This window comes from Methylobacterium sp. J-043 (assembly GCF_022829505.1).
GTDB lineage: Bacteria > Pseudomonadota > Alphaproteobacteria > Rhizobiales > Beijerinckiaceae > Methylobacterium > Methylobacterium extorquens_A.
The window spans coordinates 204,585-227,081 of record NZ_JAKSYB010000049.1 but is presented as its reverse complement, the minus strand read 5'-3'; the positions used below and the strand labels follow the sequence as shown (position 1 = coordinate 227,081).

22 protein-coding genes are annotated in these 22,497 nt (G+C 69.1%); 15 read left to right on the top strand and 7 right to left on the bottom strand.

The features are described from left to right. Window positions 1-48: 48 nt before the first annotated feature. On the bottom strand, window positions 49-942 hold the full coding sequence (locus MKK50_RS14190; RefSeq protein WP_499023168.1) for an SMP-30/gluconolactonase/LRE family protein: 894 nt from the start codon (window positions 940-942) through the stop codon (window positions 49-51). Window positions 943-1,199: 257 nt separating this feature from the next. On the opposite strand from MKK50_RS14190, the gene MKK50_RS14185 reads away from it, so the two are divergent. The 3 genes from MKK50_RS14185 to MKK50_RS14175 all read left to right on the top strand — a co-directional run bounded on the left by MKK50_RS14185 (window position 1,200) and on the right by MKK50_RS14175 (window position 3,452). Further along, window positions 1,200-2,579: a cytochrome P450 gene (locus tag MKK50_RS14185; RefSeq protein ID WP_499023166.1), complete on the top strand. Its 1,380-nt coding sequence runs from the start codon at window positions 1,200-1,202 to the stop codon at window positions 2,577-2,579. Window positions 2,580-2,705: 126 nt separating this feature from the next. After that, a complete protein-coding gene (locus MKK50_RS14180; RefSeq protein WP_499023163.1) occupies window positions 2,706-2,993 on the top strand; it encodes a putative quinol monooxygenase in 288 nt (95 codons plus the stop codon). Between the two features lie 21 nt (window positions 2,994-3,014). After that, window positions 3,015-3,452 (top strand): MarR family winged helix-turn-helix transcriptional regulator, encoded by a 438-nt coding sequence (locus tag MKK50_RS14175; protein WP_499023161.1) that lies wholly within the window; start codon window positions 3,015-3,017, stop codon window positions 3,450-3,452. A gap of 206 nt (window positions 3,453-3,658) precedes the next feature. On the opposite strand, the gene minE is transcribed toward MKK50_RS14175, so the two are convergent. The 3 genes from minE to minC (MKK50_RS14160) are packed head-to-tail and all read right to left on the bottom strand — an operon-like array spanning window position 3,659 to window position 5,409. Next, window positions 3,659-3,946: a cell division topological specificity factor MinE gene (gene minE / locus MKK50_RS14170; RefSeq protein WP_056197183.1), complete on the bottom strand. Its 288-nt coding sequence runs from the start codon at window positions 3,944-3,946 to the stop codon at window positions 3,659-3,661. Beyond that, window positions 3,943-4,758 (bottom strand): septum site-determining protein MinD, encoded by an 816-nt coding sequence (gene minD, locus MKK50_RS14165; protein ID WP_003602600.1) that lies wholly within the window; start codon window positions 4,756-4,758, stop codon window positions 3,943-3,945. The genes minE and minD overlap by 4 nt, the downstream gene beginning before the upstream one ends. Before the next feature lie 12 nt (window positions 4,759-4,770). Then, the gene (minC, locus tag MKK50_RS14160) at window positions 4,771-5,409 is read right to left on the bottom strand and encodes a septum site-determining protein MinC (protein WP_253374119.1); all 639 of its coding nucleotides are present in this window, start codon (window positions 5,407-5,409) and stop codon (window positions 4,771-4,773) included. A gap of 419 nt (window positions 5,410-5,828) precedes the next feature. Here minC (MKK50_RS14160) and MKK50_RS14155 point away from each other — a divergent pair, with 419 nt between their 5' ends. Next, complete coding sequence (locus MKK50_RS14155; protein ID WP_499023158.1) at window positions 5,829-7,517, top strand: methyl-accepting chemotaxis protein; 1,689 nt, start codon at window positions 5,829-5,831, stop codon at window positions 7,515-7,517. A 112-nt stretch (window positions 7,518-7,629) separates the two neighbouring features. On the opposite strand, the gene typA is transcribed toward MKK50_RS14155, so the two are convergent. Further along, window positions 7,630-9,456, bottom strand: coding sequence for a translational GTPase TypA (gene typA / locus MKK50_RS14150; protein WP_253373791.1), 1,827 nt, complete (start codon window positions 9,454-9,456; stop codon window positions 7,630-7,632). A 350-nt stretch (window positions 9,457-9,806) separates the two neighbouring features. Between typA and MKK50_RS14145 the strand changes: the two genes are divergently transcribed. The 9 genes from MKK50_RS14145 to MKK50_RS14105 all read left to right on the top strand — a co-directional run bounded on the left by MKK50_RS14145 (window position 9,807) and on the right by MKK50_RS14105 (window position 19,647). Beyond that, on the top strand, window positions 9,807-10,274 hold the full coding sequence (locus MKK50_RS14145; RefSeq protein ID WP_499023156.1) for a cupin domain-containing protein: 468 nt from the start codon (window positions 9,807-9,809) through the stop codon (window positions 10,272-10,274). A gap of 138 nt (window positions 10,275-10,412) precedes the next feature. Next, the gene (gene minC, locus MKK50_RS14140; protein ID WP_253373793.1) at window positions 10,413-11,144 is read left to right on the top strand and encodes a septum site-determining protein MinC; all 732 of its coding nucleotides are present in this window, start codon (window positions 10,413-10,415) and stop codon (window positions 11,142-11,144) included. A gap of 263 nt (window positions 11,145-11,407) precedes the next feature. Further along, window positions 11,408-12,388, top strand: coding sequence for an ABC transporter substrate-binding protein (locus MKK50_RS14135; protein ID WP_499023152.1), 981 nt, complete (start codon window positions 11,408-11,410; stop codon window positions 12,386-12,388). 13 nt (window positions 12,389-12,401) lie between these two features. Further along, on the top strand, window positions 12,402-13,223 hold the full coding sequence (locus tag MKK50_RS14130) for an ABC transporter permease (RefSeq protein ID WP_253373795.1): 822 nt from the start codon (window positions 12,402-12,404) through the stop codon (window positions 13,221-13,223). Between the two features lie 8 nt (window positions 13,224-13,231). Then, entirely contained in the window at window positions 13,232-14,101 is an 870-nt protein-coding gene (locus tag MKK50_RS14125; RefSeq protein WP_499023150.1) for an ABC transporter ATP-binding protein, read from the top strand. Window positions 14,102-14,306: 205 nt separating this feature from the next. Further along, on the top strand, window positions 14,307-16,181 hold the full coding sequence (locus MKK50_RS14120) for a sensor histidine kinase (RefSeq protein ID WP_499023148.1): 1,875 nt from the start codon (window positions 14,307-14,309) through the stop codon (window positions 16,179-16,181). Further along, the gene (locus MKK50_RS14115; RefSeq protein ID WP_499023145.1) at window positions 16,171-17,526 is read left to right on the top strand and encodes a sigma-54-dependent transcriptional regulator; all 1,356 of its coding nucleotides are present in this window, start codon (window positions 16,171-16,173) and stop codon (window positions 17,524-17,526) included. Before MKK50_RS14120 ends, MKK50_RS14115 begins: the two co-directional genes overlap by 11 nt. A 40-nt stretch (window positions 17,527-17,566) precedes the next feature. Next, the gene (locus tag MKK50_RS14110; protein ID WP_499023192.1) at window positions 17,567-18,397 is read left to right on the top strand and encodes a beta-keto acid cleavage family enzyme; all 831 of its coding nucleotides are present in this window, start codon (window positions 17,567-17,569) and stop codon (window positions 18,395-18,397) included. A gap of 347 nt (window positions 18,398-18,744) precedes the next feature. Beyond that, entirely contained in the window at window positions 18,745-19,647 is a 903-nt protein-coding gene (locus MKK50_RS14105) for a transporter (RefSeq protein ID WP_499023144.1), read from the top strand. A gap of 45 nt (window positions 19,648-19,692) precedes the next feature. Here the strand turns inward: MKK50_RS14105 and MKK50_RS14100 are convergent, their stop codons facing one another. Continuing rightward, window positions 19,693-20,340, bottom strand: coding sequence for an HdeD family acid-resistance protein (locus MKK50_RS14100; protein WP_499023143.1), 648 nt, complete (start codon window positions 20,338-20,340; stop codon window positions 19,693-19,695). Window positions 20,341-20,734: 394 nt separating this feature from the next. Between MKK50_RS14100 and map the strand changes: the two genes are divergently transcribed. After that, window positions 20,735-21,487: a type I methionyl aminopeptidase gene (map, locus tag MKK50_RS14095; protein WP_253373802.1), complete on the top strand. Its 753-nt coding sequence runs from the start codon at window positions 20,735-20,737 to the stop codon at window positions 21,485-21,487. 10 nt (window positions 21,488-21,497) lie between these two features. Here map and MKK50_RS14090 read toward each other — a convergent pair whose 3' ends face one another. Then, entirely contained in the window at window positions 21,498-21,926 is a 429-nt protein-coding gene (locus MKK50_RS14090) for a protein tyrosine phosphatase family protein (RefSeq protein ID WP_499023142.1), read from the bottom strand. A 177-nt stretch (window positions 21,927-22,103) separates the two neighbouring features. On the opposite strand from MKK50_RS14090, the gene MKK50_RS14085 reads away from it, so the two are divergent. After that, window positions 22,104-22,481: a restriction endonuclease gene (locus MKK50_RS14085; protein ID WP_499023139.1), complete on the top strand. Its 378-nt coding sequence runs from the start codon at window positions 22,104-22,106 to the stop codon at window positions 22,479-22,481. Window positions 22,482-22,497: the final 16 nt, after the last annotated feature.

The window sequence follows — 22,497 nt, the reverse complement described above, 5'->3', positions numbered from 1 at the left end:
GCTGCCGGCCGCCCGGTGATGGATGGGATGAAGTCCGGCCCGTCGTCGTCAGGCGTCGAGGCGGAAGGCCGGCTCCAGCAGGCCGCGGGCCGTGACGCCAACGAGCAGGGTGCGCCCGTGCTCGGGGTCTTTTGCGCGCGCGTCAGCGTCCATGCCCTCGTAGGCCGTGGTGACGAGGAGCTGGTCGAGGGCGCGGCCAGCGAAGGTCGGACAGGTGGGCTGGCGCGCCGGGACGGGCACGGTGCGCACACGCTCGCCCGCCGGGCTGTAGACGTCGAGGCAAGCGCCTCCGAAGCGCGCGGTCCAGATCAGGCCTTCGGCGTCCACCGCCGCGCCATCGATCCCGCCCTCGCCGTCACTGTGATCGTAATGGGTCTCGGGTTCGCCCGTGGGCAGACCGGTGGCGGGGTCGAGGGGGACGCGCCGCAGCACGCCCTCGTCGGTATCGACGAAGTAGCCGGTCGCGCCGTCCGGCGAGAAGGCCATGCCGTTGGGGATCGAGAGGCCGGAGAACAGCCGCGTCACCCGTGTGCCGGCGACGTGGTAGATCGCGCCGCGCTTCGGTTCGGCGTCCCGGCCCATGGTGCCGATCCACAGCGCCCCGCTCGGATGGACCCGGCCGTCATTGGAGCGGGTGCCGGCATCCTCCGCCTCCAGCGGGCAGAACAGACTCAGATGCCCGTCGCGGATGGTTCGGACGTAGAGCCCGTCCTCCGCCGAGAGCAATTGCCGCTCGGCGTCGATGGCGGCGACGTCGCTCGCCATGAACGGGAGGGCATGCACCTTCGCCGGGCCGGCGCCCTCGCTCAGGGGCAATTCGAACAGGCGGTTCTCCAGGATATCGACCCACCACGCGGTGTCGGTCGCCGGATCGTAGCTCGGCCCCTCGCCGAGATGGCAGCGGGACGGATCGAGGACGCGGATCGCTGGAGATGCGGCCAAATCGGGAGATTCCTCTGAAATCAACGACCGTTGACGTCTGTCGAAAAGAGAAGTTCCGCGGGTTTTACGAAGACTTAGCGGATGATCTGAGCTTGCCTTGTGCTACGTCTGGGGCAAAATTTTCATCCGCCTTGGTCGCGCGGTTGGGGCTTTGTAGCCCATCGCCAGGCCGTTCCGCCGTCGCACTCGCCCCGGCGAGCCTCAGCGCCTAGAACGCTTCGCGAGCGCCCGCTCACAGGCGCGAGAGGACTGACGGAATGGACATGCAGGCTCCGCCCGGCCACGCGGCGCCGCGCTTGGTGCCGCCTGTGCCGGTGCCGCCGGAAAGGGAATTGCCGACCCTGCGCTTCATCGCGGCGATGCGGGTCAACGGCATCGCGTGCTGGCCGGCCTCCGCCTACGAGGCGCCCTTGCGCCGCCGCCGGCTGTTCGGGCGCGCGCGCTTCACCGTCAGCGATCCGGACCTGGTGCGGCGCGTGCTGGTGGACAACGCCGCCAACTACGCCCGCACTCCGATCACCATCCGCCTGCTGCGGCCGATGCTCGGCGACGGGCTGCTCATCAGCGAGGGGACGGCGTGGCGCCACCAGCGGCGCGCGCTGGCACCTGCCTTCACCCCGCGGGCGGTCGAAACGCTGGTGCCCCACATCCTCTCGGCAAGCGACGAGGCGGTTGTCGCCCTCGAAGGCCCGACGGACCGGGGACCGGTCGATCTGTTCGCTGCGCTCCAGCGGCTCGCCCTGGAGATCGCCGGGCGCACCATGTTCTCCGTCGGCATGGCCCGCCACGGCGACCGCCTGCGCGGCTTCCTCGAAGCCTACGCCGCGCGGCTCGGGCGCCCGCACCTGACCGATCTGCTCGTCCCCTTGCGCTTCGCCACGCCGCTCGACCGGGCCCGCGCCCGCTTCCGCCGCGACTGGGTCGCCTTCCTCGATGAGGTCATCACCGACCGCGACGAGGGCCAAAGTGGGCGTCAAGGCGGAGGCCGAGTTGGAGGCGAGGCGCGCGACCTGCTCGACCTGCTTCGAGCCGCCCGCGATCCCGAGACCGGCCGGGGCTTCTCGCACGAGGAGCTGCGCGATCAGGTCGCCACCATGATCCTGGCCGGGCACGAGACCACGGCGGTGACCCTGCTCTGGGCCTGCACCCTGCTCGCGCTCGCGCCGGAGACGCAAGCAGCCGTCGCGGCGGAGGCTGGCAGCGCGGACAAGCCGTTCACCCGTGCGGTGATCGAGGAGACGATGCGGCTCTACCCGCCGGCCTTCGTGATCGCCCGCCGCGCGCTCGGCCCGGACGAGCTGGCCGGCGAGACGGTCCGGCCCGGCGACAGCGTGACGATCTCGCCCTGGCTGCTGCACCGGCACCGCACGCTGTGGCGCGACCCCGATACCTTCGATCCGGGCCGCTTCCTGCCGGGAGCCCCGCCGGTGCCGCGCTTTGCCTACCTGCCCTTCGGGGCGGGCCCACGGGTCTGCATCGGCGCGGCCTTCGCGCTGACCGAGGCGACGCTGGCGCTCAGCCGGATCGTCGGGCACTTCAGGATCGAGCGGGCCGATGCCCGCCCGGTGCTTCCGACGGCCGTGGTGACGACCCAGCCCGACCACGCCCCTGCCTTCCGGCTGACGCGGCGGGTGTAAGCGAGCGTTCGACGGCCGCCCCTTTTCGCCTGTCGTACCAAGCAGGCCTTCCCTCCGAAGATCGGCCTTGCCGCTTCATATAGCTAGATATATATCATGATAGGCAATTGCGTACGGAGCATCGCCATGCCGCTTTCCGTCTTCGCCACCATCTCGCCCAAGTCCGAGCACCTGACGGAAGCCTTGGCTGCGATCGAAGGCATCTTGGCCGCCACCCGAGCCGAGGATGGCTGTCTGCAGTTCGACCTCCACCGTGGCGCCGGCACGGGACGGATTCATCTCTACGAGGTCTGGTCCGATCGCGATGCCTTCGATAACCATCACGCCCAGCCCTACACGCAGGCGGTCTTTCGGAAATACGAGGCTTGGCTGGCCGAACCCGTCGAGTTGACCTTCATGCGACCGGTGGCCTGATCCAATTACGGCGGAGCGTGCGTGTTCTTCCTGAAGGAACTTCCGTCGCGACAGATGATCGAAGGCTATGCCGACGCCTACGGCGTTGCCACAGAGACGATCGCTTCCGGGCTTGCTATCATGCGTAGGGCGAGCTTGATGATCCGGCATCTGGAGAATTACTTCAGCAGCCATGGTCTGTCGCAGGTTCGCTTCTTGGTCCTCATCGTCATCGACCGGGAACCTGATCGCGAGACGCTGACCGTCGGCGAGATCACGGAGCGCCTGGATGTTGCCGGCCCCGTCGTCGCGCGCACGTTGCGGGCCCTTCTCGACGACGGGTTGGTCACCCAGGAGAAGGACGCTCATGATGCCAGGATCAAACATGTCGGTCTGACCAGGATCGGGCGAGAGACGCTCGATGCGCTACTTCCCGGCTATATGGCCATCATCGCAGAAGAGATGGAGAAAACCCTGTGAAGCGTCGGCACTGCCTGGCGGGGTTTTGCTTGTCCTGATCTGGGCCGCCGTTCGACCGCTCGTCATGCTGGGGGCTTCGTAGGTGCGAAAGCCTCGGTCTGCGGCGTGGCGGCCCGCTTCCATGAATGCACACGCAACGAGGAGACCCGCGGCATCGCTGCGATGCCGCGGGTCAGCGTTCATGCGAAGACCTCGCGTGGGCCGGATCACGCGATGGCGCGCTTGGCCTTCGCCTTCGGCTTGAGAACCGCATCGACGGGGAATTCGATGTCGACGCCGAGCGTCGAGACACCCTCGCCCCGCTCCAGCTTGATCTGCACCTTGTCGCGCTCGACCGTGACGTGCTTGGCGATCACGTTCAGGATCTCTTCGCGCAAGGTGATGATCAGGTCGGGCCGCCCATTCTCCACGCGCTCGTGCGCGAGGATGAGCTGCAGGCGTTCGCGGGCGACCGAACCGGAGCCGCGCGGCTTGAGGAAGGTCAGGACACTCATGCGGCCCTCCGTGTGAACAGCTTGTTGATCAGGGATTTGCGGTCGGAGGGGATCGCCATCGGCACGGTCTCGCCCTTCAGGCGACGCACGGCATCGATGTAGGCGCGGGAGGGCGCGCAGAGCGGGTTGTTGAGCGTCACCGGGCAGCCGACGTTCGAGGCGCGCAGGACTTCGAGGCTCTCCGGGATGATGGCCAGCAGTGGGATCGAGAGGATCTCGAGCACGTCATCCACTTTCAGCATGTCGCCGCGGTCGGCGCGGGCCGGGTCGAAGCGGGTCAGGATCAGGTGCTTCTCGATCGTGTCGCCGCGCTCGGCGCGCACGGTCTTGGAGTCGAGCAGGCCGATGATCCGGTCCGAGTCGCGCACCGAGGAGACTTCCGGGTTCGTCACCACCACGGCCACGTCGGCGTGGCGCATGGCGAGCTGGGCGCCGCGCTCGATGCCGGCGGGGCTGTCGCAGACGATCCAGTCGAACTTCTCGCGCAGCTCGCCCATCACCCGCTCGACGCCTTCGTCGGTGAGCGCGTCCTTGTCGCGGGTCTGGGAAGCCGGCAGCAGGGAGAGGTTTTCCAGGCGCTTGTCGCGGATCAGCGCCTGCGGCAGCTTGGCGTCGCCGTTGGTGACGTTGATCAGGTCGTAGACCACGCGGCGCTCGGCGCCCATGATCAGGTCCAGGTTGCGCAGGCCGACGTCGAAATCGACCACGCAGACCTTCTCGCCGGCCTGCGCCAGCGCCGCACCGAGCGCTGCCGTCGTGGTGGTCTTGCCGACGCCGCCCTTACCGGACGTGACACAAAGAACCTTGGCCATTCTCGTTTCCCCTTAACCCAAGGCTGCAATTTTGATCGCGCCGCCGTCGGACCAGATCTGGACCGCTTGACCGCGCAGGTGAGTGCCCATGTCCTCGGCCGTGCGGACGAGGCGGTCGATGCCGAGAAGCTCGGGCTCGAACTTGCGGCAGTAGATGCGTGCGCGGGGGTTGCGGGCGGCGCCCGCGATGGCCCGCCCGCGCAGGGCGCCGTAGACGTGGATGGAGCCGCCCGCGAGGATCTCGGCGCCCGAGGACACCGAGCCCATCACGGTCACGTCCCCCTCGCGGTGGACGATGCTTTGGCCCGAGCGCACCGACCCCTCGATGGTGAGGGACGACACGCCCGGCTTCTCTTCCTCGAACGCCGGCGCCTCGAAGACGTCACCGGCGGGGCGACCGCCGACGAGCCGCGGCGGAAGGAGCGAGGGCAGCGGAGCCTCCGCGCCCTCGATGCCGAGGATGCGCAGCTTTCGCGCCGACAGCTCGGCGATCAGGGTCTCCAACTCGGACGGCGCGGGCTTGAGCCCGGCGACGTCGAGGATCACGGCCCTGTCGTCGAACAGCGTGGCCGATCGCTTCAGGGCGGCGTCCAGAAGGGCGAGCCAATCGGCGAGGGGGGCTTCCGGCGCCAATGAGACGGCGCGGAACACGCGGCCTCGCAGGGGCAGTGAGGGGCGGGTGGGAGCGGGGCTGGTCACGGGCGTTGACGTTTCCTTACCGACACGCCCATTGACCGTCCGGATGGTTACCGGGGAGTTAATTTTCGCGCGCGCCGGGCAAAAATTGCCGGGCAAGATTTTTCCAGTCCATCCATACCTTCCAGAAAACGCTCGTCGTGCCAGTGGTTTGGATGAAACGTGTCGGCTGGAAACAATCCTTAAGCCGGCCTGTGCCCATGGGATCGCCGGATCCTGTGATCGGCGCGAATCAGGCCGGCGAGCCAGGCTCGGCGGCATGGGCACACAATTTTCTTGGGCAATACCGGATTAACGGCGCCTTAGGCACGCCGTGACTATCATTTGTTTAAGCGCCGCCGTCGTGCAGCGCATTCGACCCTCTGGATCTGCGTATGCGTGCCATCGCCAACCTTTCTATCATCGCAAAACTCGTTGTCGTCTTCGCCCTCGTGATCCTCGCCGTCTGCAGCTCGACCTTCATCAGTTGGCGCAGCCTCGGCACGATCGAGGAAACCAACCGCTGGCGCGAGCACACCTACCAAGTCCTCTTGGATCTCGACCGGCTGACAGCCAGCGTGGTGGATCGGGAGACGGGCCTGCGCGGCTACCTCGTCTCGGCCGACACTGACTTCCTCGAACCGTTCCACGCCGGAACCAAGAGCTATGCCGAGGCGCTGGGGCGGCTGCGCGCGCTCGTCTCCGACAACGCCGAGCAGCTTCGCCGGCTCGACGCCCTCGATGCGGCCGTGGGCCAGTGGAACCGCGATGTCGCCGAGCGCGAGATCGCGCTGATGCGCGACGAGGCGACCCGGGAGCAGGCGCGCCGGATCGAGGCGTCCGGTGCCGGCAAGAGCGCCATGGACACGGTCCGCAAGGTCGCCGCCGTGATCGCCGGCACCGAGCGGGCCCTGCTGGAAACACGCGGCCGGATCGCGGAGGAGGCTGCCAGCGCGTCCCGCTTCGCCGTCAGCGCGGGCCTCGCGGCGCTGCTGGCCGCCGCCGGCCTCGGCATCCTGCTGCTCAACGGCTTCGTCGCACGTCCCATTCGTCGCATGACCGGGCTGATGAGCCGCCTCGCGGAGGGCGATGCGAGCGTCGAGATCCCCTTCCGTGAGCGCCGCGAGGAGATCGGGGCGATGGCGAACGCGGTCCAGGTGTTCAAGGACAACCTGATCCGCACCCGCGCCCTCGAGGAAGAGACCGCCCTGGCGCGGGCCGGTGCCGAGGCGCAGCGCAAGGCGGCGATGCGCGACATGGCCGACAACTTCGAGCGGGCGGTGAGCGGTATCGTCGGCACCGTCTCCGCCGCCGCCACCGAGCTGCAGGCGACCGCGAAGAGCATGGCGGGCACCGCCTCGCAGACGGCCGACCAATCGAACGCCGCCGCCGCCGCCGCGGAGGAGGCCGCGACGAATGTCGGCACGGTCGCCGCAGCGGCCGAGGAGCTCGGTGCCTCGGTGCAGGAGATCGCCCGGCAGGTCACGGGCTCGACCGCGTTGGCGCAGAAGGCGGTCGTCGAGGCCGAGGGCACGGCGCAGCTCGTGCAGGATCTCAGCGTCGCCGCCGCCAAGATCGGCGACGTGGTGGGGCTGATCTCCACCATCGCCGGCCAGACCAACCTGCTGGCGCTCAACGCGACCATCGAGGCGGCGCGCGCGGGCGAAGCGGGCCGAGGCTTTGCGGTGGTCGCGGCCGAGGTCAAGGAACTCGCCAACCAGACCGCGCGGGCCACCGGCGAGATCTCCAACCAGATCGGCCAGGTTCAGGCCATCACCGGGCAGGCGGTTGCGGCCATCGGCGATATCGCCGCCCGCATCCGCGACATCGACGAGTTGGCCGGCTCGATCGCGGCGGCGGTGGAGGAGCAGGGCGCTGCGACCCAGGAGATCGTGCGCAACGTCTCCGAGGCGTCCGCCGGCACCGGTGCGGTGACGGGCAACGTCGCGAGCGTCGCGGTGGCGGCCGAGGAGACCGGGGCAGCGGCGAGCCAAGTGCTGATCTCGGCCTCCGAACTGTCGCGTCAGTCCGAGCATCTCGACGGCCAGGTCCGCCAGTTCCTCCACACGGTGCGGGCGGCCTGAGGCGGGCCGGCCCCGGGTGCCGAACTGGCATCCGGGGAGGCCGCGAACGAAAAGGCCCCGATGCGGTGTACGCATCGGGGCCTTTTCGTTTTCGTCCGCTGGGCCTTGAAGATCAGCCCGTCAGCGCTTCCTTCGACCGCTCGAAGCGCTTGCGCTCGTTCGGGTCGAGATGGATCTTGCGCAGGCGGATCGACTTCGGCGTGACTTCCATCAGCTCGTCGTCCTGAATCCAGGCCAGCGACTTCTCCAGCGTCATCCGGATCGGCGGCGTCAGGCGCACGGCCTCGTCCTTCGAGGTGGTGCGGATGTTGGTGAGCTTCTTGCCCTTGAGCACGTTCACCTCGAGGTCGTTCTCGCGGTTGTGCTCGCCGACGATCATACCCTGATAGACCTTGGCGCCGGGCTCGATCATCATCGGGCCGCGGTCTTCGAGGTTCCACATGGCGTAGGCCACGGCCTCGCCCTTGTCGTTCGAGATCAGCACGCCGTTGCGGCGGCCGGAGATCTCGCCCTTGTAGGGCTCGTAGGCCTTGAACAGGCGGTTCATGATCGCGGTGCCGCGGGTGTCGGTCATCAGCTCACCCTGGTAGCCGATGAGGCCGCGGGTCGGGGCGTGGAAGACGAGCCGGAGACGGTTGCCGCCCGAGGGCCGCATCTCGATCATCTCGGCCTTGCGCTCGGACATCTTCTGCACGACGACGCCCGAATACTCCTCGTCGACGTCGACCACGACCTCCTCGACCGGCTCCAGGATCTCGCCGGCTTCGTCCTTCTCCAGCACCACGCGCGGACGCGACACGGCGACCTCGAAGCCCTCGCGGCGCATGGTCTCGATCAGGATCGAGAGCTGCAGCTCGCCGCGGCCGGAGACGTAGAACGAGTCCTTGTCGGCGGCTTCCTCGATCTTGAGCGTGACGTTGCCCTCGGCCTCCTTGAACAGGCGGTCGCGGATCATGCGGCTCGTGACTTTGTCGCCCTCGGTGCCGGCCAGCGGCGAATCGTTGACGATGAAGGACATGGTGACGGTCGGCGGATCGATCGGCTGGGCCTGGATCGGGGTCTCGACCTGCGGGTCGCAGAAGGTGTCGGCCACCGTGCCCTTCACCAGACCGGCGATGGAGACGATGTCGCCCGCCTCGCCGACTTCGATCGGCGCGCGCTCCAGGCCGCGGAAAGCGAGGATCTTCGAGACGCGGCCGGTCTCCACGACCTTGCCGGTGCGGTCGAGAACCTTGATCGACTGGTTCGGCTTCACCGTGCCGGAGGCGATGCGCCCGGTGATGATGCGGCCGAGGAACGGGTTGGCTTCGAGCAGCGTGCCGAGCATCCGGAACGGGCCCTCTTCGACGCGGGCCTGCGGCACGTGCTTGAGCACGAGATCGAACAGCGGCGCGAGGCCGACATCCGGCGAAGCATCCGGCGAATCGGCCATCCAGCCGTTGCGGCCCGAGCCGTAGAGGATCGGGAAGTCGAGCTGCTCGTCGGTGGCGTCGAGCGCCGCGAACAGGTCGAACACCTCGTTGACAACCTCGTTGATGCGCGCGTCCGGCCGGTCGACCTTGTTGATCGCGACGATCGGGCGAAGGCCGATCTTGAGCGCCTTGCCGACCACGAACTTGGTCTGCGGCATCGGGCCCTCGGCGGCATCGACCAGCACGATGACGCCGTCGACCATCGAGAGGATGCGCTCCACTTCGCCGCCGAAATCGGCGTGGCCGGGGGTGTCGACGATGTTGACGCGGGTGTCGTGCCAGACGACCGAGGTCGCCTTGGCCAGGATCGTGATGCCACGCTCCTTCTCGAGGTCGTTGGAATCCATCGCCCGTTCCTCGACCCGCTGGTTTTCGCGGAAGGTGCCGGACTGCTGAAGCAGCTTGTCGACCAGCGTCGTCTTACCGTGATCGACGTGGGCGATGATGGCGATGTTGCGCAGCTTCATCGGAGGGTCTCGGAAGCATGGCGAGCCCGTCACGTGGCGGAACGCTCTCAGGCGACCGTCGCGGCGGGCTCACGGGAATCGGGCAGTGTCGCGCTGCAATAGAGGAAACCGGGGTGATCCTGCAAGCCGGTGGGTATTCCAACCGTGCGGGGGCTGCCGCGCGGGGTACGCCGGGCTCGGCCTCCCCGACCGGGGGCCGGTCGAAGGTCCTGTCACCTTCCGGCAAGTCCGGTTCGCCCGCTGCGCTATGATGCGGGCTCCCGGCTCCGTTGTCGGTTCGGGCAGTCGGAGGATCGGGGGCCGGGCCACGACGCCCGGACCGGAGAGGAACCCAATCGCGAGGAAACACCATGCCGAGCACCTTCGACGACAGCAACATCCCCTGGCGCAGACTGGACGGCTTCGATGACGTCGCCTTCTTCATCTACAAGTGCGATGCGGCGAGCGGGATTGTCGATATCGTCTACAAGTTCGCGCCGTGGACGCGACAGCCGCTCCACCGCCACACCTGCCCGTACTTCACCCTGGTGCTGCAGGGTGAACTGCGCTTCTACCGCCCAGACGGCACGCTGAAGGAGATACGGCCCACGGGCAGCTACGTCGAAGGCGTCGTCAACGGCGAGCCGCATTTCGAGGGGGCGGGCGAGAGCGAAGCGATCGTCTTCTTCGGCCACCGCGGGGTCGAGGACACGATCTACCTGTTCCTGGGCGCGGACGGTGGACCGGACCAGCCGCTCGGCATCGCCGACGTCCGAGCCCTCTACGACGCGCAGGTCGCCGACGGCGTGCTCGCCCGCGTTGGCGCCCGCCCGGCCTGAGCGACAGGAGCCGGCCTCCGCCTCGGCAGTCGGTGCCCCGCGCGCCACTTTGCTGTTGAGGAGCGCCGGCTCCTGGCCGGACGGGTCGGGGATCTGCCATAAGCTTCCGGGCATGATCCACACGCTGCGACGTTGCCCGTGACCGACCGTCCCCCGATCCGCTTCCGCGGCCGCTCCTTCCTGGCGATGGTGCTGGCCCCCGTGCCGCCGATCGATCAGTGGCTTGCCGAACTCGATGCGCTCAAGCGGCGCGCGCCCGCCTTCTTCTCGGTGCGGGCGATCATCCTCGACGTGACCGGTCTGCGCTTCGAGCGTTCGGACCTCGCCTATCTTTGCGAGGAATTGAACCGGCGCTCCATCACCATCCTCGGCATCGAGGGCATCGGGCCGACCTCGCTCGGGCCCGGCTTCCCGCCGCCGCTGGTGGGGGGCAAGCCGGTCGAGGACATCGCGCCCCCCGAACCCGGCGCCGCCGAGGCGCCGGCTGCGACGGACCATTCGTCCGCTCCGGCTTTGGTGGCGTCCGCGGCCCCGGCCCGGACGCGCTCCTTCGTCCTCGACGCGCCCGTGCGCTCGGGCCAAGTGATCCAGCATCTCGACGGCGACGTGACCGTGATGGGTTCGGTCGCTTCGGGCGCAGAGGTGATCGCGGGCGGCTCGATCCACATCTACGGCGCCCTGCGCGGCCGGGCGATCGCGGGCGCGGTGGGTGATCCGGGGGCGCGCATCCTCACCCGCAAGTTCGAGCCGGAACTCGTCGCCATCGACGGTCTTTACAAGACCGCCGACGATCTCGGCGGCGTGCGCTGGGGCCAGTCGGTCCAGGCGCGTCTCGAAGGTGACGCCATCGTCCTCGTGCCGCTCGACTGACGCTTCGTTTTCGGCACGCGTCACCCGACTGTGCCCGTTCCTCACGAAAGCGTGCGGGTGGCGGTCATCCGCCGCCCCGACGGCCCAGGTGGCGGAAATCCGCCACCCGTCATTCGGATGTGAATTAGAAAAGTCCAGAAAAACCCTTTCCAAGCAGTAAATTGCAGGAATTTGAGCGCTTCCTGCATGGCTGGCATGCGCTCTGCAGAGACGACCGGACCATTCGCACCGGCCGCAGAGCCGGGCTATCCGGGAGAAGCCCCTTGCTCGAACGCCTCCGTTTCACGCGTCGCGGCCTCGCGACGCTCGCCGCCGCGAGCGCCGCGCTGCTCGCCCCGCTCCCGCTCTCGGCGCAGGAGGTGGTCCGCGTCGGCAACCTCAAGCTCGCTCACTTCGCCGGCGTCTCCTACGTCAAGGAAATCGCCAAGACCTGCGGCCTCACCGTCGATCTCAAGATCTTCGCCAAGGGGCCCGACATCATGCAGGCGATGCTGGCCGGCGAACTCGATGTCGGCGCCACCGCCTCGGAGGCCGCGATCTCGGCCCGCGGCAACGGCGCCCAGGTCTTCATCGTCGGCGGCTTCGCCAAGGGTGGCGCCCGCCTGCTGGCGACACCGGATTCCGGCATCAAGTCGGCCGCCGACCTCAAGGGGAAGAAGGTCGGCGTCACCCGTGGCTCGATCCAGGAGGTGCTGCTCGGCGCCGAGATGGCCAAGCACGGCCTCAAGGCTCGTGACGTCAACCTGATCTATCTCGGCTACCCGGATCTGAACCAGGCGCTGCTGCAGAAGCAGGTCGATGCGATCATGCAGACCGAGCCGCAATCGGCCCAGGCCATCGCCCGCGGCTTCGGGCTCGAGGTGATCAAGCCCTACGACACGCCGGTCGGCTCGCCGATCCGCACCCTGGTGATGACGGAGAAGTTCTACGGCGAGAAGAAGCCGCTCGCATCCAAGTTCATGGAGTGCTTCGTGAAGGCGCAGAAGACCTTCATGGACAATCCGAAGGCCGCCGAGACCTTCGTCACGCAAGACGTGTTCAAGGGGCAGGTCACGGCCGCGGAGTTCCAGGAGGCGCTCGCCAACTCGCCCTACACTCTGGAGATGAGCGCCGACCACATCCAGAGCACCACCGACGTCATGGCCGAGCACGGCATAGGCAAGATGTCGAAGCCCGCCAAGGCCGCCGAGTGGGTGAAGCTCGACCTCTTGGAGGCCGCCAAGGCCTCCGCCGGCACGAACTGAGGAGGGTTTTCCCGTGAACACCTCCCGTCTCAAACCCCTGGCCGAGGGGCTGGCGGTTCCGGTCGCCATCCTCGTGCTCTGGCAGCTCGCCTGCACGGCCGGGCTCGTCAACCCGATGGTGCTGCCCTCGCCCGCCGCGGTGGCGGTGCGCTGGTGGGCCTATCTCGCCCCGCTCGAAGCCTATGATCCGGAACACGGATCGTGGTTTCTCTGGCTCTTCTCCGGCGAGATGCTGCACGATGCGGTGGCCTCGCTCTACCGCGTCGTCGTCGGCTTCGCCGTCGGGGCCGGGCTTGCCCTGCCGCTCGGGCTGTTCATGGGCTCCAGCGACCTGATCTACCGCCACATCAACCCGTTGATGCAGGTGCTGCGGCCGATCCCGCCGATCGCCTACATCCCGCTCTCGATCCTCTGGTTCGGCCTCGGCAACGCTCCGGCGGTGTTCCTCATCGCCATCGGCGCCTTCTTCCCCGTGCTGATGAACACCATCGCCGGCGTGCGCCACGTAGACGGGATCTACATCCGCGCCGCCCGCAGCCTCGGCGCCAGCCGGATGACAATCTTCCGCCGGGTCATCCTGCCGGCGGCTACTCCCTACATCCTGTCGGGGGCGCGGATCGGCATCGGCACCGCCTTCATCGTGGTGATCGTGGCCGAGATGATCGCGGTCAACAACGGCCTCGGCTTCCGCATCCTTGAGGCGCGCGAATACTTCTGGTCCGACAAGATCATCGCCGGGATGCTGACCATCGGCGCGCTCGGCCTCGTCATCGACATGGCGGTGAGCCGCCTGAACAATCACCTGCTCCGCTGGCATCGCGGTCTGGAATCGTGAGGTCCCCCATGTCCGTGCAACCGCATCCCATCGCTTCCGTGACGCAGGACGCCGTTCCCGTCACCGGCCCGCTGGCCGCCTCCGCCTCGCCGCACATCGTGGTCTCGGGGGTAGACAAGATCTTCCCCGTCCCCGGTGGCGAGGTCGTCGCCCTCAAGGATATCGACCTCACCATCAACCGCGGCGAGTTCGTCTGCCTGCTCGGCCCGTCCGGCTGCGGGAAGTCGACGCTGCTCAACGCCATCGCCGGCTTCTCGCACCCGACCCGCGGCGGCATCGACGTTGAGGGCCGCACGGTCGCCGCGCCCGGTCCCGACCGGGGCATGGTGTTCCAGGAATACGCCCTGTTTCCCTGGATGACGGTGGCGCAGAACATCGCCTTCGGTCTGGAGATCAAGGGCATGTCCCGCGCGGCGATCCAGGCGCGGGTGGCCGAACTCCTCGAGATGCTCAAGCTCGCCGAGTTCCGCGACCGCTTCCCCAAGGACCTGTCCGGCGGTATGCGCCAGCGCGTGGCGATCGCTCGCGTTCTGGCGCTGGACAGCCCGGTGATGCTGATGGACGAGCCGTTCGGCGCGCTCGATGCCCTGACCCGCCGGTCGCTCCAGGACGAGCTGCTGCGGATCTGGGCGGCGACCGGCAAGACCATCGTGTTCGTCACCCACTCGATCGAGGAATCGATCTATCTGGCCGACCGCATCGTGGTGCTGACCTACCGCCCCGGCACGATCAAGCGCGACCTGCGGGTGGAACTGCCGCGCCCGCGCGACAGCGCCTCGGCCGCCTTCAACGCCCTGAAGCGCGACCTCTCCGCCCTCGTCACCGCCGAGCAGCACCGCTTCGAGCAGGTGGAGATGAAGGGGCTGACGACGGATTGATGATCGTCGCCGCGGCTTTCTTCGGCCTGCGGCGCTGCCATGTTAGGCTCTCACATCGTTTCCGGATGATCGCTTCGGGGATTGCGGATCCCCTCTCCCCGCCGAGCGGGGAGAGGGGGGAGTTGCGGCCCCCGTCCGATCAACCGGAAGCCGCATCAGATCGCTCACCGCATACGAGGGCGGTGACGGAAGCCTCGTCCGGTCCATGAGAGTGACGCCCTTCCCCCGCGCCACGGCCGCGCGTGTCCTCATTCTCGCCGCGCTGGCGGCGGCGGCCGTCTTGGCCGTTCTCAAGGCGGGGGAGGTGACGGAGGCCCGAGTGGCGGAAAGCCTCGCGGGTGACGCGCGCCAGCGGGCGGAGATCTACGCCCGGAGCCTGGAGGGCACCATCGAGCGGTTCGGCTTCCTGCCGGCCGCCGCCGCCCTCGATCCGCGCGTGCAGTCGTTGCTCGCCGCCCCCGACGATCCGGCGCAGGTCGCGACCGTCAACGCCTATCTCCATCGGCTGAGCCGCGAGGCGGGGGCGGGTGTCGTCTACCTGCTGATCCCGTCCGGCCTGACCATCGCCGCGTCGAACTGGGACACGCCCCAGACCTATGTCGGCCAGGACTTCTCCTATCGTCCCTATTTCACGGAAGCGCGCACCGGACGCACCGGACGCTTCTACGCCATCGGGACGCTGACCGGCGTGCCCGGCTACTTCATCAGCGCGCCCGTCATGATCGACGGCACGGTGCGCGGCGTGGTGGCGACCAAGGTCGGCCTCGACCCGCTGGAGACGATCTGGCGCGAGGGCAGCGACCGCGTGCTGGTGGCCGACGAGAACGGCATCGTCTTCCTCGCCTCCGATCCGGCGCTCAAGTTCCGCGCGACGAAGCCGCTCGACACCGCCGCCCGTGCCGCCATGGAGCGGACGCGCCAGTACGGGCGCGATGATTACGCCCAGATCGATCTCGGCCGGACGGACACCGTCGGAGGCGTGCCTCTGGTGAGCCGGTCGGAGGCCGCGCCGCAGACCCGCGCGCTGTTCGAGGAGGCGAGCCTGCCGGCTTATGGCTGGACGCTGCTGCTCTTCGCCGACGCCGCGCCGGTGGCCATCGCCGGGCGCAGCGCCCGGGCCGGCGCGATCCTGGCGCTCATCGTGCTCGGGCTGATCGGCCTCTACGGGCGCCAGCACCTGCGGCGGGTGCGCGAGAATCGCGCGGCGCAGCGCGCGCTGGAGGCCGCGGTCGCGGCGCGGACCGCCGATCTCAGCGCGGCCAACCTCAAACTCGCGGGCGAGATCGAGGAGCGGACCCGTGCCGAGGGCGACCTGCGCGAGGCGCAAGGGGAACTGGTCCAGGCGGCGAAGATGGCGACGCTGGGCCAGATGGCGGCGGGCATCACCCACGAACTCAACCAGCCGCTCGCCGCCATGCGGGGCTTGGCCGACAATGCCTCCGCCTTCCTGCGCCAGGGGCGGGAGGCGGAGACGGCGGCCAACCTGACCCGCATCGTCTCCCTGGTGGACCGGCTCGGCAAGATCACGGGACAGTTGCGCAGCTTCTCCCGTCGCTCGGGGACGGAGCGGGTCGCGGTCGATGTCGGCGCAGCGGTCTCGGAGAGCCTCGCGATCCTGTCCTCCCGCATCCGCGACGCGGGCGCGCGGGTGACGACCGATCTCGACCCGGCGGCGCGATGGGTGGTGTTCGAGCCGATCCGCCTGTCGCAGGTGCTGGTCAACCTCGTCGGCAACGCCCTCGATGCGGTGAAGGGGCGCCCTGGTGCGGAAGTCGCGGTGCGCGCCTGGGCCGGGGACGGGCAGGTCGTGCTCAGCGTCGAGGATAACGGGCCGGGCCTCGATGCGGCGGCGCTGGCGCGCCTGTTCGAGCCGTTCTTCACCACCAAGCCGGCGGGGGAGGGGCTCGGCCTCGGCCTGCCGATCTCGCTCGCCATCGCCCGCGAATTCGGGGCGAGCCTGCAGCCCCGGCCGATGCCCGGCGGCGGCCTCGCCTTCGACCTCGTGATGGAGGTGGCCAGGGACGCGATGAAGGAGGCCGCGGACACGCCCCCTGTAGAGAGAATGCGACATGTTTCCTGAGGCCGAGCCAGCCGCCGCGCGGGTCGTGCTGATCGACGACGAGGAAATGGTTCGGCTTGCCATGGAGCAGGCGCTGCAACTCGCCGGCATCGCGGTCGAGGCTTTTGCCAGCGCGGAGGCGGCGCTGCCGGCCATCACCCGCGGCTTTGCCGGCATCGTCGTGAGCGACGTGCGCCTTCCGGGCCGCGACGGGCTCGAACTCCTCGCTGACATCCGCCGCCGCGACCCCGAATTGCCGGTGGTGCTCGTGACCGGCCACGGCGACATCGCCATGGCAGTCGCCGCCATGCGGGAGGGCGCCTACCACTTCATCGAGAAGCCCTTCGTCAACGACGCCTTCGTCGAGGTGGTCCGCCGGGCCCTGGAGAAGCGGGCGCTGGTGATCGAGAACCGCCGCCTGCGCGATGCCCTCGATCGCGGCGACGCGCCGGGCAGCGCGGTGGAGCGCTTTCTCGTCGGTCAGTCGCCGGCCCTGCGGCGGCTGCGCGACGACATCGCCTCGCTCAGTTCGGCCGCCGCCGACGTGCTGGTGCTCGGCGAGACCGGGGCGGGCAAGGAGCAGGTCGCCCGCGCGCTGCACGAGGGCGGGGCGCGGGCGGCGAAACCCTTCGTGGCGATCAATTGCGGCGCCATCCCCGAGAGCATGTTCGAGAGCGAGATGTTCGGCCACGAGGCCGGCGCCTTCACCGGGGCGGGCAAGCGCCGCATCGGCAAGGTCGAGCATGCGAGCGGCGGCACGCTGTTCCTCGACGAGGTCGAGAGCATGCCGCTGGCGCTCCAAGTGAAGCTGCTGCGCGTGTTGCAGGAGCGGCGGGTGGAACGGCTCGGCTCGAACACCAGCGTGCCGGTCGATCTGCGGGTGGTGGCCGCCACCAAGGAGGATCTCGACGCGCTCTCGGAGGCCGGCCGCTTCCGCCGCGATCTGTATTTCCGCCTCAACGTGGTGACGCTGACCCTGCCCCCCTTGCGCGAGCGCCGCGAGGATATCCCGCTCCTGTTCGAGCGCTTCCTCGTCCAGGCGGCGGTGAAGTACCAGCGCCCGGTGATCGAGGTGCCGCCGTCCTTGCGCCGTTCGCTGATGCTCGCCGACTGGCCGGGCAACGTGCGCGAACTCAAGAACGCCGCCGAGCGTACCATCCTCGGCTTCTTGAGCCCGGACCTCGCCGGCGGCCCCGGCGCGGCGCCGAGCCTCGACGCCCTGCTCGACCGGGTGGAGCGCCTGGTCATCGAGGACGCGCTCAAGGCCTCCGGCCAGCGCATCGCCGAGGCCGCGCGAACCCTCGGCCTGCCGCGCAAGACGCTCTCCGACCGCATGCGGCGCCTGGGCTTGAGCGCGGGCGACTGATCTTTTCGACCGCGAGACCGAGTCCATGACGATCGAGCCCATGACCCACGACGCCGGCTGGCCGCCGCTCATCCTCGCCAACGCACCCAACGGCGCGACCCGCAGCAAGGCCGACCATCCGGCCCTGCCGATTACGCAAAGCGAGATCGCCCGCACCGCGGCCGAGATCGTGGAGGCGGGTGCTGCCCTGATCCACGTCCATGTCCGCGATCCGGCAGGCCGTCACCTCCTCGATGCGGAGGCGTATCGCTCGGTCACCGCTGCGATCCGCGCGGAGGTGGGGAACCGCCTCGTGGTGCAAATCACCTCGGAGGCCGCCGGGCGCTACCAAGGCCCGGAGCAGATGGCGGTGGTGCGAGCCACGCGCCCCGAGGCGGTCTCGCTGGCTTTGCGCGAACTCGTGCCGGATGCCGGGGCCGAGACTGCGGCGGCGGATTTCTTCGCCTGGGCGCGGCGCGAGCGCATCCTCCTGCAGATCATCCTCTACGAACCGGCCGAGGTGGCCCGCTACGCCGACCTCAAACGCCGCGGCGTGCTCGGCGAGGGCGGGGATTTCCCGCTCTTCGTGCTCGGTCGCTACACGCCCGGACAGGTCTCGCGGCCCGCCGATCTGCTGCCCTTCCTCGAAGCGGCAGGGGAGGGGGTACCGCTCTGGTCGATCTGCGCCTTCGGCCCGCGGGAGAATGCCTGCGCCCTCGTCGCGGCGGGCCTCGGCGGGCATGTGCGCGTCGGCTTCGAGAACAGCCTGCTCGCGCCCGACGGAAGCCCGGCCGAGAGCAACGCCGCCCAGATCCGCCGGGCTGCGGAGGGTGCCCGCCTGCTCGGGCGTCGGCTGGCCGATGCCGACACCGCGCGGGCGCTGATGGCCTGACCGCGTCCGAGCCCCCCGCAGCGGTCCGTATCGGCTGGCGACTATTGGCGTCGCAGTCCAAGGTGCAGACCGAGATGAGCGGGCATTCCAGCGGGCCTCTAACGTTGGCCCTGCCGTCGATACGCCTGTACGACGGTTTTAATCCCAACATATAAAAGATCAGAAAAATAATTTTAATCTGTTGTATTCTGAAAAAATCGTAACAGAAGCAAGATTCCATCAATTGATGGGGGCTAGCTCGGCTGTTGCCGCGTGGCCGCGTCCCTCAAGGTGGGGCGGCTACGGATCAAGAAGCGCTGAAGCCGAGGACGGGCGGCTCACGCGGGTAAGCCATTGGGGGAAAGACGTTGCAGTTCGGACTGAAAGCGCGCCGCTACGCGCAGATCGTCACGTGCGTTTGTTTGGCCGGGCTGCCCTCCATGGCTCTTGCCCGCTCCGCGGCCCTCCCAGGCATCACCGTTGGTCTCCCAACGGGCTGGCAGGTGCCGGAAGGCGTGCAGATGAACCTCACGACGAGCTTCGCTGAGCGCGGGACGCTGCCTCGGGACAACCAGGGCAACAACAACCTCGTCGTGTTCCTGTGGGCAACGCCCTGGAAGGTCCTCGGCGGGCAGTTGCGCTTCATCCAGTCGTTCCCGTTCAACGCGGTCAGCCCGCAGGAGGGACCCTGGCAGGCGGGTCTCGCCCAGCCACTGACGACGGCCCAGATCGCCTGGAAGGTCGCGGACAACCTCGGCGTCAGCTACTTCATCGGCGGCTTCTGGCCGAGCGACACGCTGTTCGCGCTCCGCTCCGCCTCGATCGCCCAGCGCTTCGCGATCAGCTATGTCGGCGATGGCTGGAACGTCACGGCCAACCTCCATTACGGCACGATGCTGGCGGAGAACTCGCCGACCAACGTGCACTATTCCGACTACATGAACCTCGACCTGACCGCGGCCAAGCGCTTCGGCAAGTGGCAGGTGGGCGCCGTCGCCTTCGGCTCGACCGACCTGCCGACCAACAGGCCCGGCTACCGGCCGGGGGGGCAGTTCGCCATGGGCGGGCTCGTGGGCTACGCCTTCGAGAAGTTCACGGTCCAGACCATGCTCACCCGCGACATCGCCCAGCGCAATCTCGGCGGCGAGGAGACTCGTGCCTGGCTGCGCTTCCTCGTACCGCTCTGGCGGCCGGACAAGGGCGAGCAGGTTCCCAATCGTGTCACGGTCCGGCGCAACAGCGCCGCGGGGCCGGCGGTTGCCGGCGACTGACGAACCGGCCCGCCTCGAACGGGCCGGGCAACGCTCTGCTGAGCTTCAGGCGCGACCGCTCTCCGAGAGCGGCCGCGCCTGCGCCGTATGATGGGAGCGTAGGCGGAAGCCGAGGATCAGCAGCATGGCGCCGAAGGCCACGGCGTAGGCGCCGAGCCACCACGTCAGCACCAGTGCCGACATGCCGGGATTGATCAGCAGCGCGATCCCGAACAGCACCGAGATCGCCCCGCCGAGGCCGAGCCACCAGCGGCCGTAATGCAGGTGGAGGCGGAAGGCCGCCGCGATCATCAGCCCGCCCGAGACCAGGGCCCAGGCGGCCACGAGCAGCACGAAGGCCCAGACGGCCGCCGCCGGCACGAGAAACGCCGCGACGCCGACCACGATGTCGAGCAGGCCTTCGAGCAGCAGGAAGCCCCAACGCTCGTGCCGCTGCGCCGCCCGCAATGCGGCGGCGATGCCGCAGAAACCATCGACCAGCATGTAGGCGGCGAAGAACAGCACCAGCGAGAGCACGAAGGCGCCCGGCGCCACGAAGGCGATGATCCCGAACAGGATGGCAAGCGCGCCGCGTAGGGCCACGAGCCACCAGTTGCGGGCCAGGACGGCGCTCATCGCGTCGAGGCGGGCCGGTCCAATCGGCAGCAGGCCGGACGGATGGCCCGCCCCGGATGTCTCGGACGCTCCAGCCATCTCACACTCCTCCGGCACGGTCGGGCAAAGTCGAGGATGTCGGCGTTGTCGCCGGATCGGACCGGGCACGAGCCTTCCATCGGTTGCGAAACGCAACTTTGAGCTGCCCGTTCCCTGCAGCCTGACAGTGGGCGACGGGTGGCGACGCAATTCGCAAGTGTCCGTTCTGGGGATCGACGGATCTCCGGCGATGGCAGCGTGCTCTGTTGAGCCTCATCGAGCGGATCGCCCGTACTCATGCCGGCCATGCGGCCGCCCGCGCCATGCCGATGGCTTCGCGCGATCGCGTGAAGATGGCAGAACCGGTTCGGCCGGAGCTTCGGCCACGACATTCCCGGCTCTCGAAGGCCGAGACGGAGATGCCGGCTCCTCCGACCCTGCGAAAGGACGCGACATGACGGTGTCGAACGACGACGAGTTGGCGGGGCTGAAACAGATCGGCCGCATCGTCGCCGACACGCTGGCCATGATGGGCCGGGCGATCGAGCCCGGCATGACCACCCGTGAACTGGATGACGTCGGGCGGGCCTTCCTGGAGGCGGCCGGCGCGCGCTCGGCGCCGGAGGCGGTCTATGCCTTTCCGGGCGCGACCTGCATCAGCGTCAACGAGGAGATCGCCCACGGCATCCCCGGCGAGCGCCGGATCGCGCCGGGGGACTTGGTCAACATCGACGTCTCGGCGGAGCGAGACGGCTACTTTGCCGATACGGGCGCGTCCTTCGCCGTGCCGCCGGTGACGCGCGCGGTCGAGCGGCTGTGCAAGGACGGGCGCCGGGCGATGTGGGCGGGCCTGCGGCAGGTCGGCGCCGGCAAGCCGCTCTCCGGCATCGGCCGGGCGGTGGGCACCTTCGCGCACAAGAACGGCTACACCCTGGTACGCAACCTCGCGAGCCACGGAGTCGGCCTGTCGCTGCACGAGGAGCCGACCGAGATCGCGACCTGGCCCGATCCGTCCGAGCGCCGGATCCTGCGCGACGGCATGGTGTTGACCGTCGAGCCGTTCCTGTCACTGGGCGCGGACTTCGCCGAGGACGGCGACGATCCCTGGACCCTCTACAGCCGACCGCGCGCCCTCACGGTCCAGTACGAGCACACCGCCGTCGCCACGCGCAACGGGCCGCTGATCCTCACCATGCCGGGCCAGTAGCGCGTTTCACTCAGCCCGGATTCGCGTCGAGCCAGCGCTCGGCGCCGGAGAGGTCGTAGCCGTGGCGGGCGCCGTAGGCTGCCACCTCGTCGCGCCGGAGGCGTCCGGCGAGCACTTCGCCGATCGTCCAGAGCGTCAGCGAGCGCGTGCCGCTGCGGCAATGGGCGACGACCGGGCCCGGTGCCGCCTCGACCGCCGCGTGGAAGCGCTCCACCGCGTCGCGGGTGAGGGTGGGGCCGGTCACCGGGAGATCGAGGTAGCGCAGGCCCGCCGCCTCCGCCGCCGCGCGCTCGGCTGCCGTGCCGGGCTGGCCCGGCTCCTCGCCGTCGGGGCGGTTGTTGATGAGAAGGCGCACGCCCTCACGACCGAGCGCCTCGATCTCCGCGAGGCTCGGCTGATGGGCCACGGAGAGCTTGGAGTCGATGGTTGTCCGCTTCATGCCGCCCACCCGTATCGCCGTTTGAACCCTGGGCGTAGCGCGCACCCTTCGTCGCAACAAGGCGCGCCGCGCGATCAAGCCGGCGCACGTGACGCGTGGCCTCGGCGGGAGCCGTGCGGACCCTCTGTCCGTTTCCCTCGCGCCCGGCGGGACCGGGTCGCTGGACGGAGACACAGGGTGGTGGGGCGGCGCGCCCGTCGCTGGCGCGACGCGGATCCCGAGACGCACGGACCGAAGCCGGCGGACACGCCGGTCTGCCCGCTCTGCGAGCGGCCGATTCCGGCCCATGCGCGCCAGAGCCTGCATCACCTCACGCCGAAGATGAAGGGCGGGGCCCACGGGGCGACCGTACGGCTCCATCAGATCTGCCACTCGGCGATCCATGCCCGCTACAGCGAGGCCGAGATCGCCCGGCGGCTCGCCGAGGTCGAGGCGCTCCGCGCCGATCCCGAGATCGCCCGCTTCCTCGATTGGGTGCGCGGCAAACCCGACGACTTCCACGCCCCGACGCGCAAGACCCGCACCCGACGCGGCGATGCGAACTCGCGGCGGTAGGCGCGAGGGACCTTGG

Coding starts and splice junctions, on each gene's coding strand:
- MKK50_RS14100 (WP_499023143.1), bottom strand. CDS start 20,340: ATGGCTGGAGCGTCCGAGACATCCGGGGCGGGCCATCCGTCCGGCCTG.
- MKK50_RS14180 (WP_499023163.1), top strand. CDS start 2,706: ATGCCGCTTTCCGTCTTCGCCACCATCTCGCCCAAGTCCGAGCACCTG.
- minD (WP_003602600.1), bottom strand. CDS start 4,758: ATGGCCAAGGTTCTTTGTGTCACGTCCGGTAAGGGCGGCGTCGGCAAG.
- MKK50_RS14125 (WP_499023150.1), top strand. CDS start 13,232: ATGTCCGTGCAACCGCATCCCATCGCTTCCGTGACGCAGGACGCCGTT.
- MKK50_RS14090 (WP_499023142.1), bottom strand. CDS start 21,926: ATGAAGCGGACAACCATCGACTCCAAGCTCTCCGTGGCCCATCAGCCG.
- typA (WP_253373791.1), bottom strand. CDS start 9,456: ATGAAGCTGCGCAACATCGCCATCATCGCCCACGTCGATCACGGTAAG.
- minE (WP_056197183.1), bottom strand. CDS start 3,946: ATGAGTGTCCTGACCTTCCTCAAGCCGCGCGGCTCCGGTTCGGTCGCC.
- MKK50_RS14120 (WP_499023148.1), top strand. CDS start 14,307: ATGAGAGTGACGCCCTTCCCCCGCGCCACGGCCGCGCGTGTCCTCATT.
- MKK50_RS14185 (WP_499023166.1), top strand. CDS start 1,200: ATGGACATGCAGGCTCCGCCCGGCCACGCGGCGCCGCGCTTGGTGCCG.
- MKK50_RS14155 (WP_499023158.1), top strand. CDS start 5,829: ATGCGTGCCATCGCCAACCTTTCTATCATCGCAAAACTCGTTGTCGTC.
- MKK50_RS14110 (WP_499023192.1), top strand. CDS start 17,567: ATGACCCACGACGCCGGCTGGCCGCCGCTCATCCTCGCCAACGCACCC.
- map (WP_253373802.1), top strand. CDS start 20,735: ATGACGGTGTCGAACGACGACGAGTTGGCGGGGCTGAAACAGATCGGC.
- MKK50_RS14115 (WP_499023145.1), top strand. CDS start 16,171: ATGTTTCCTGAGGCCGAGCCAGCCGCCGCGCGGGTCGTGCTGATCGAC.
- MKK50_RS14145 (WP_499023156.1), top strand. CDS start 9,807: ATGCCGAGCACCTTCGACGACAGCAACATCCCCTGGCGCAGACTGGAC.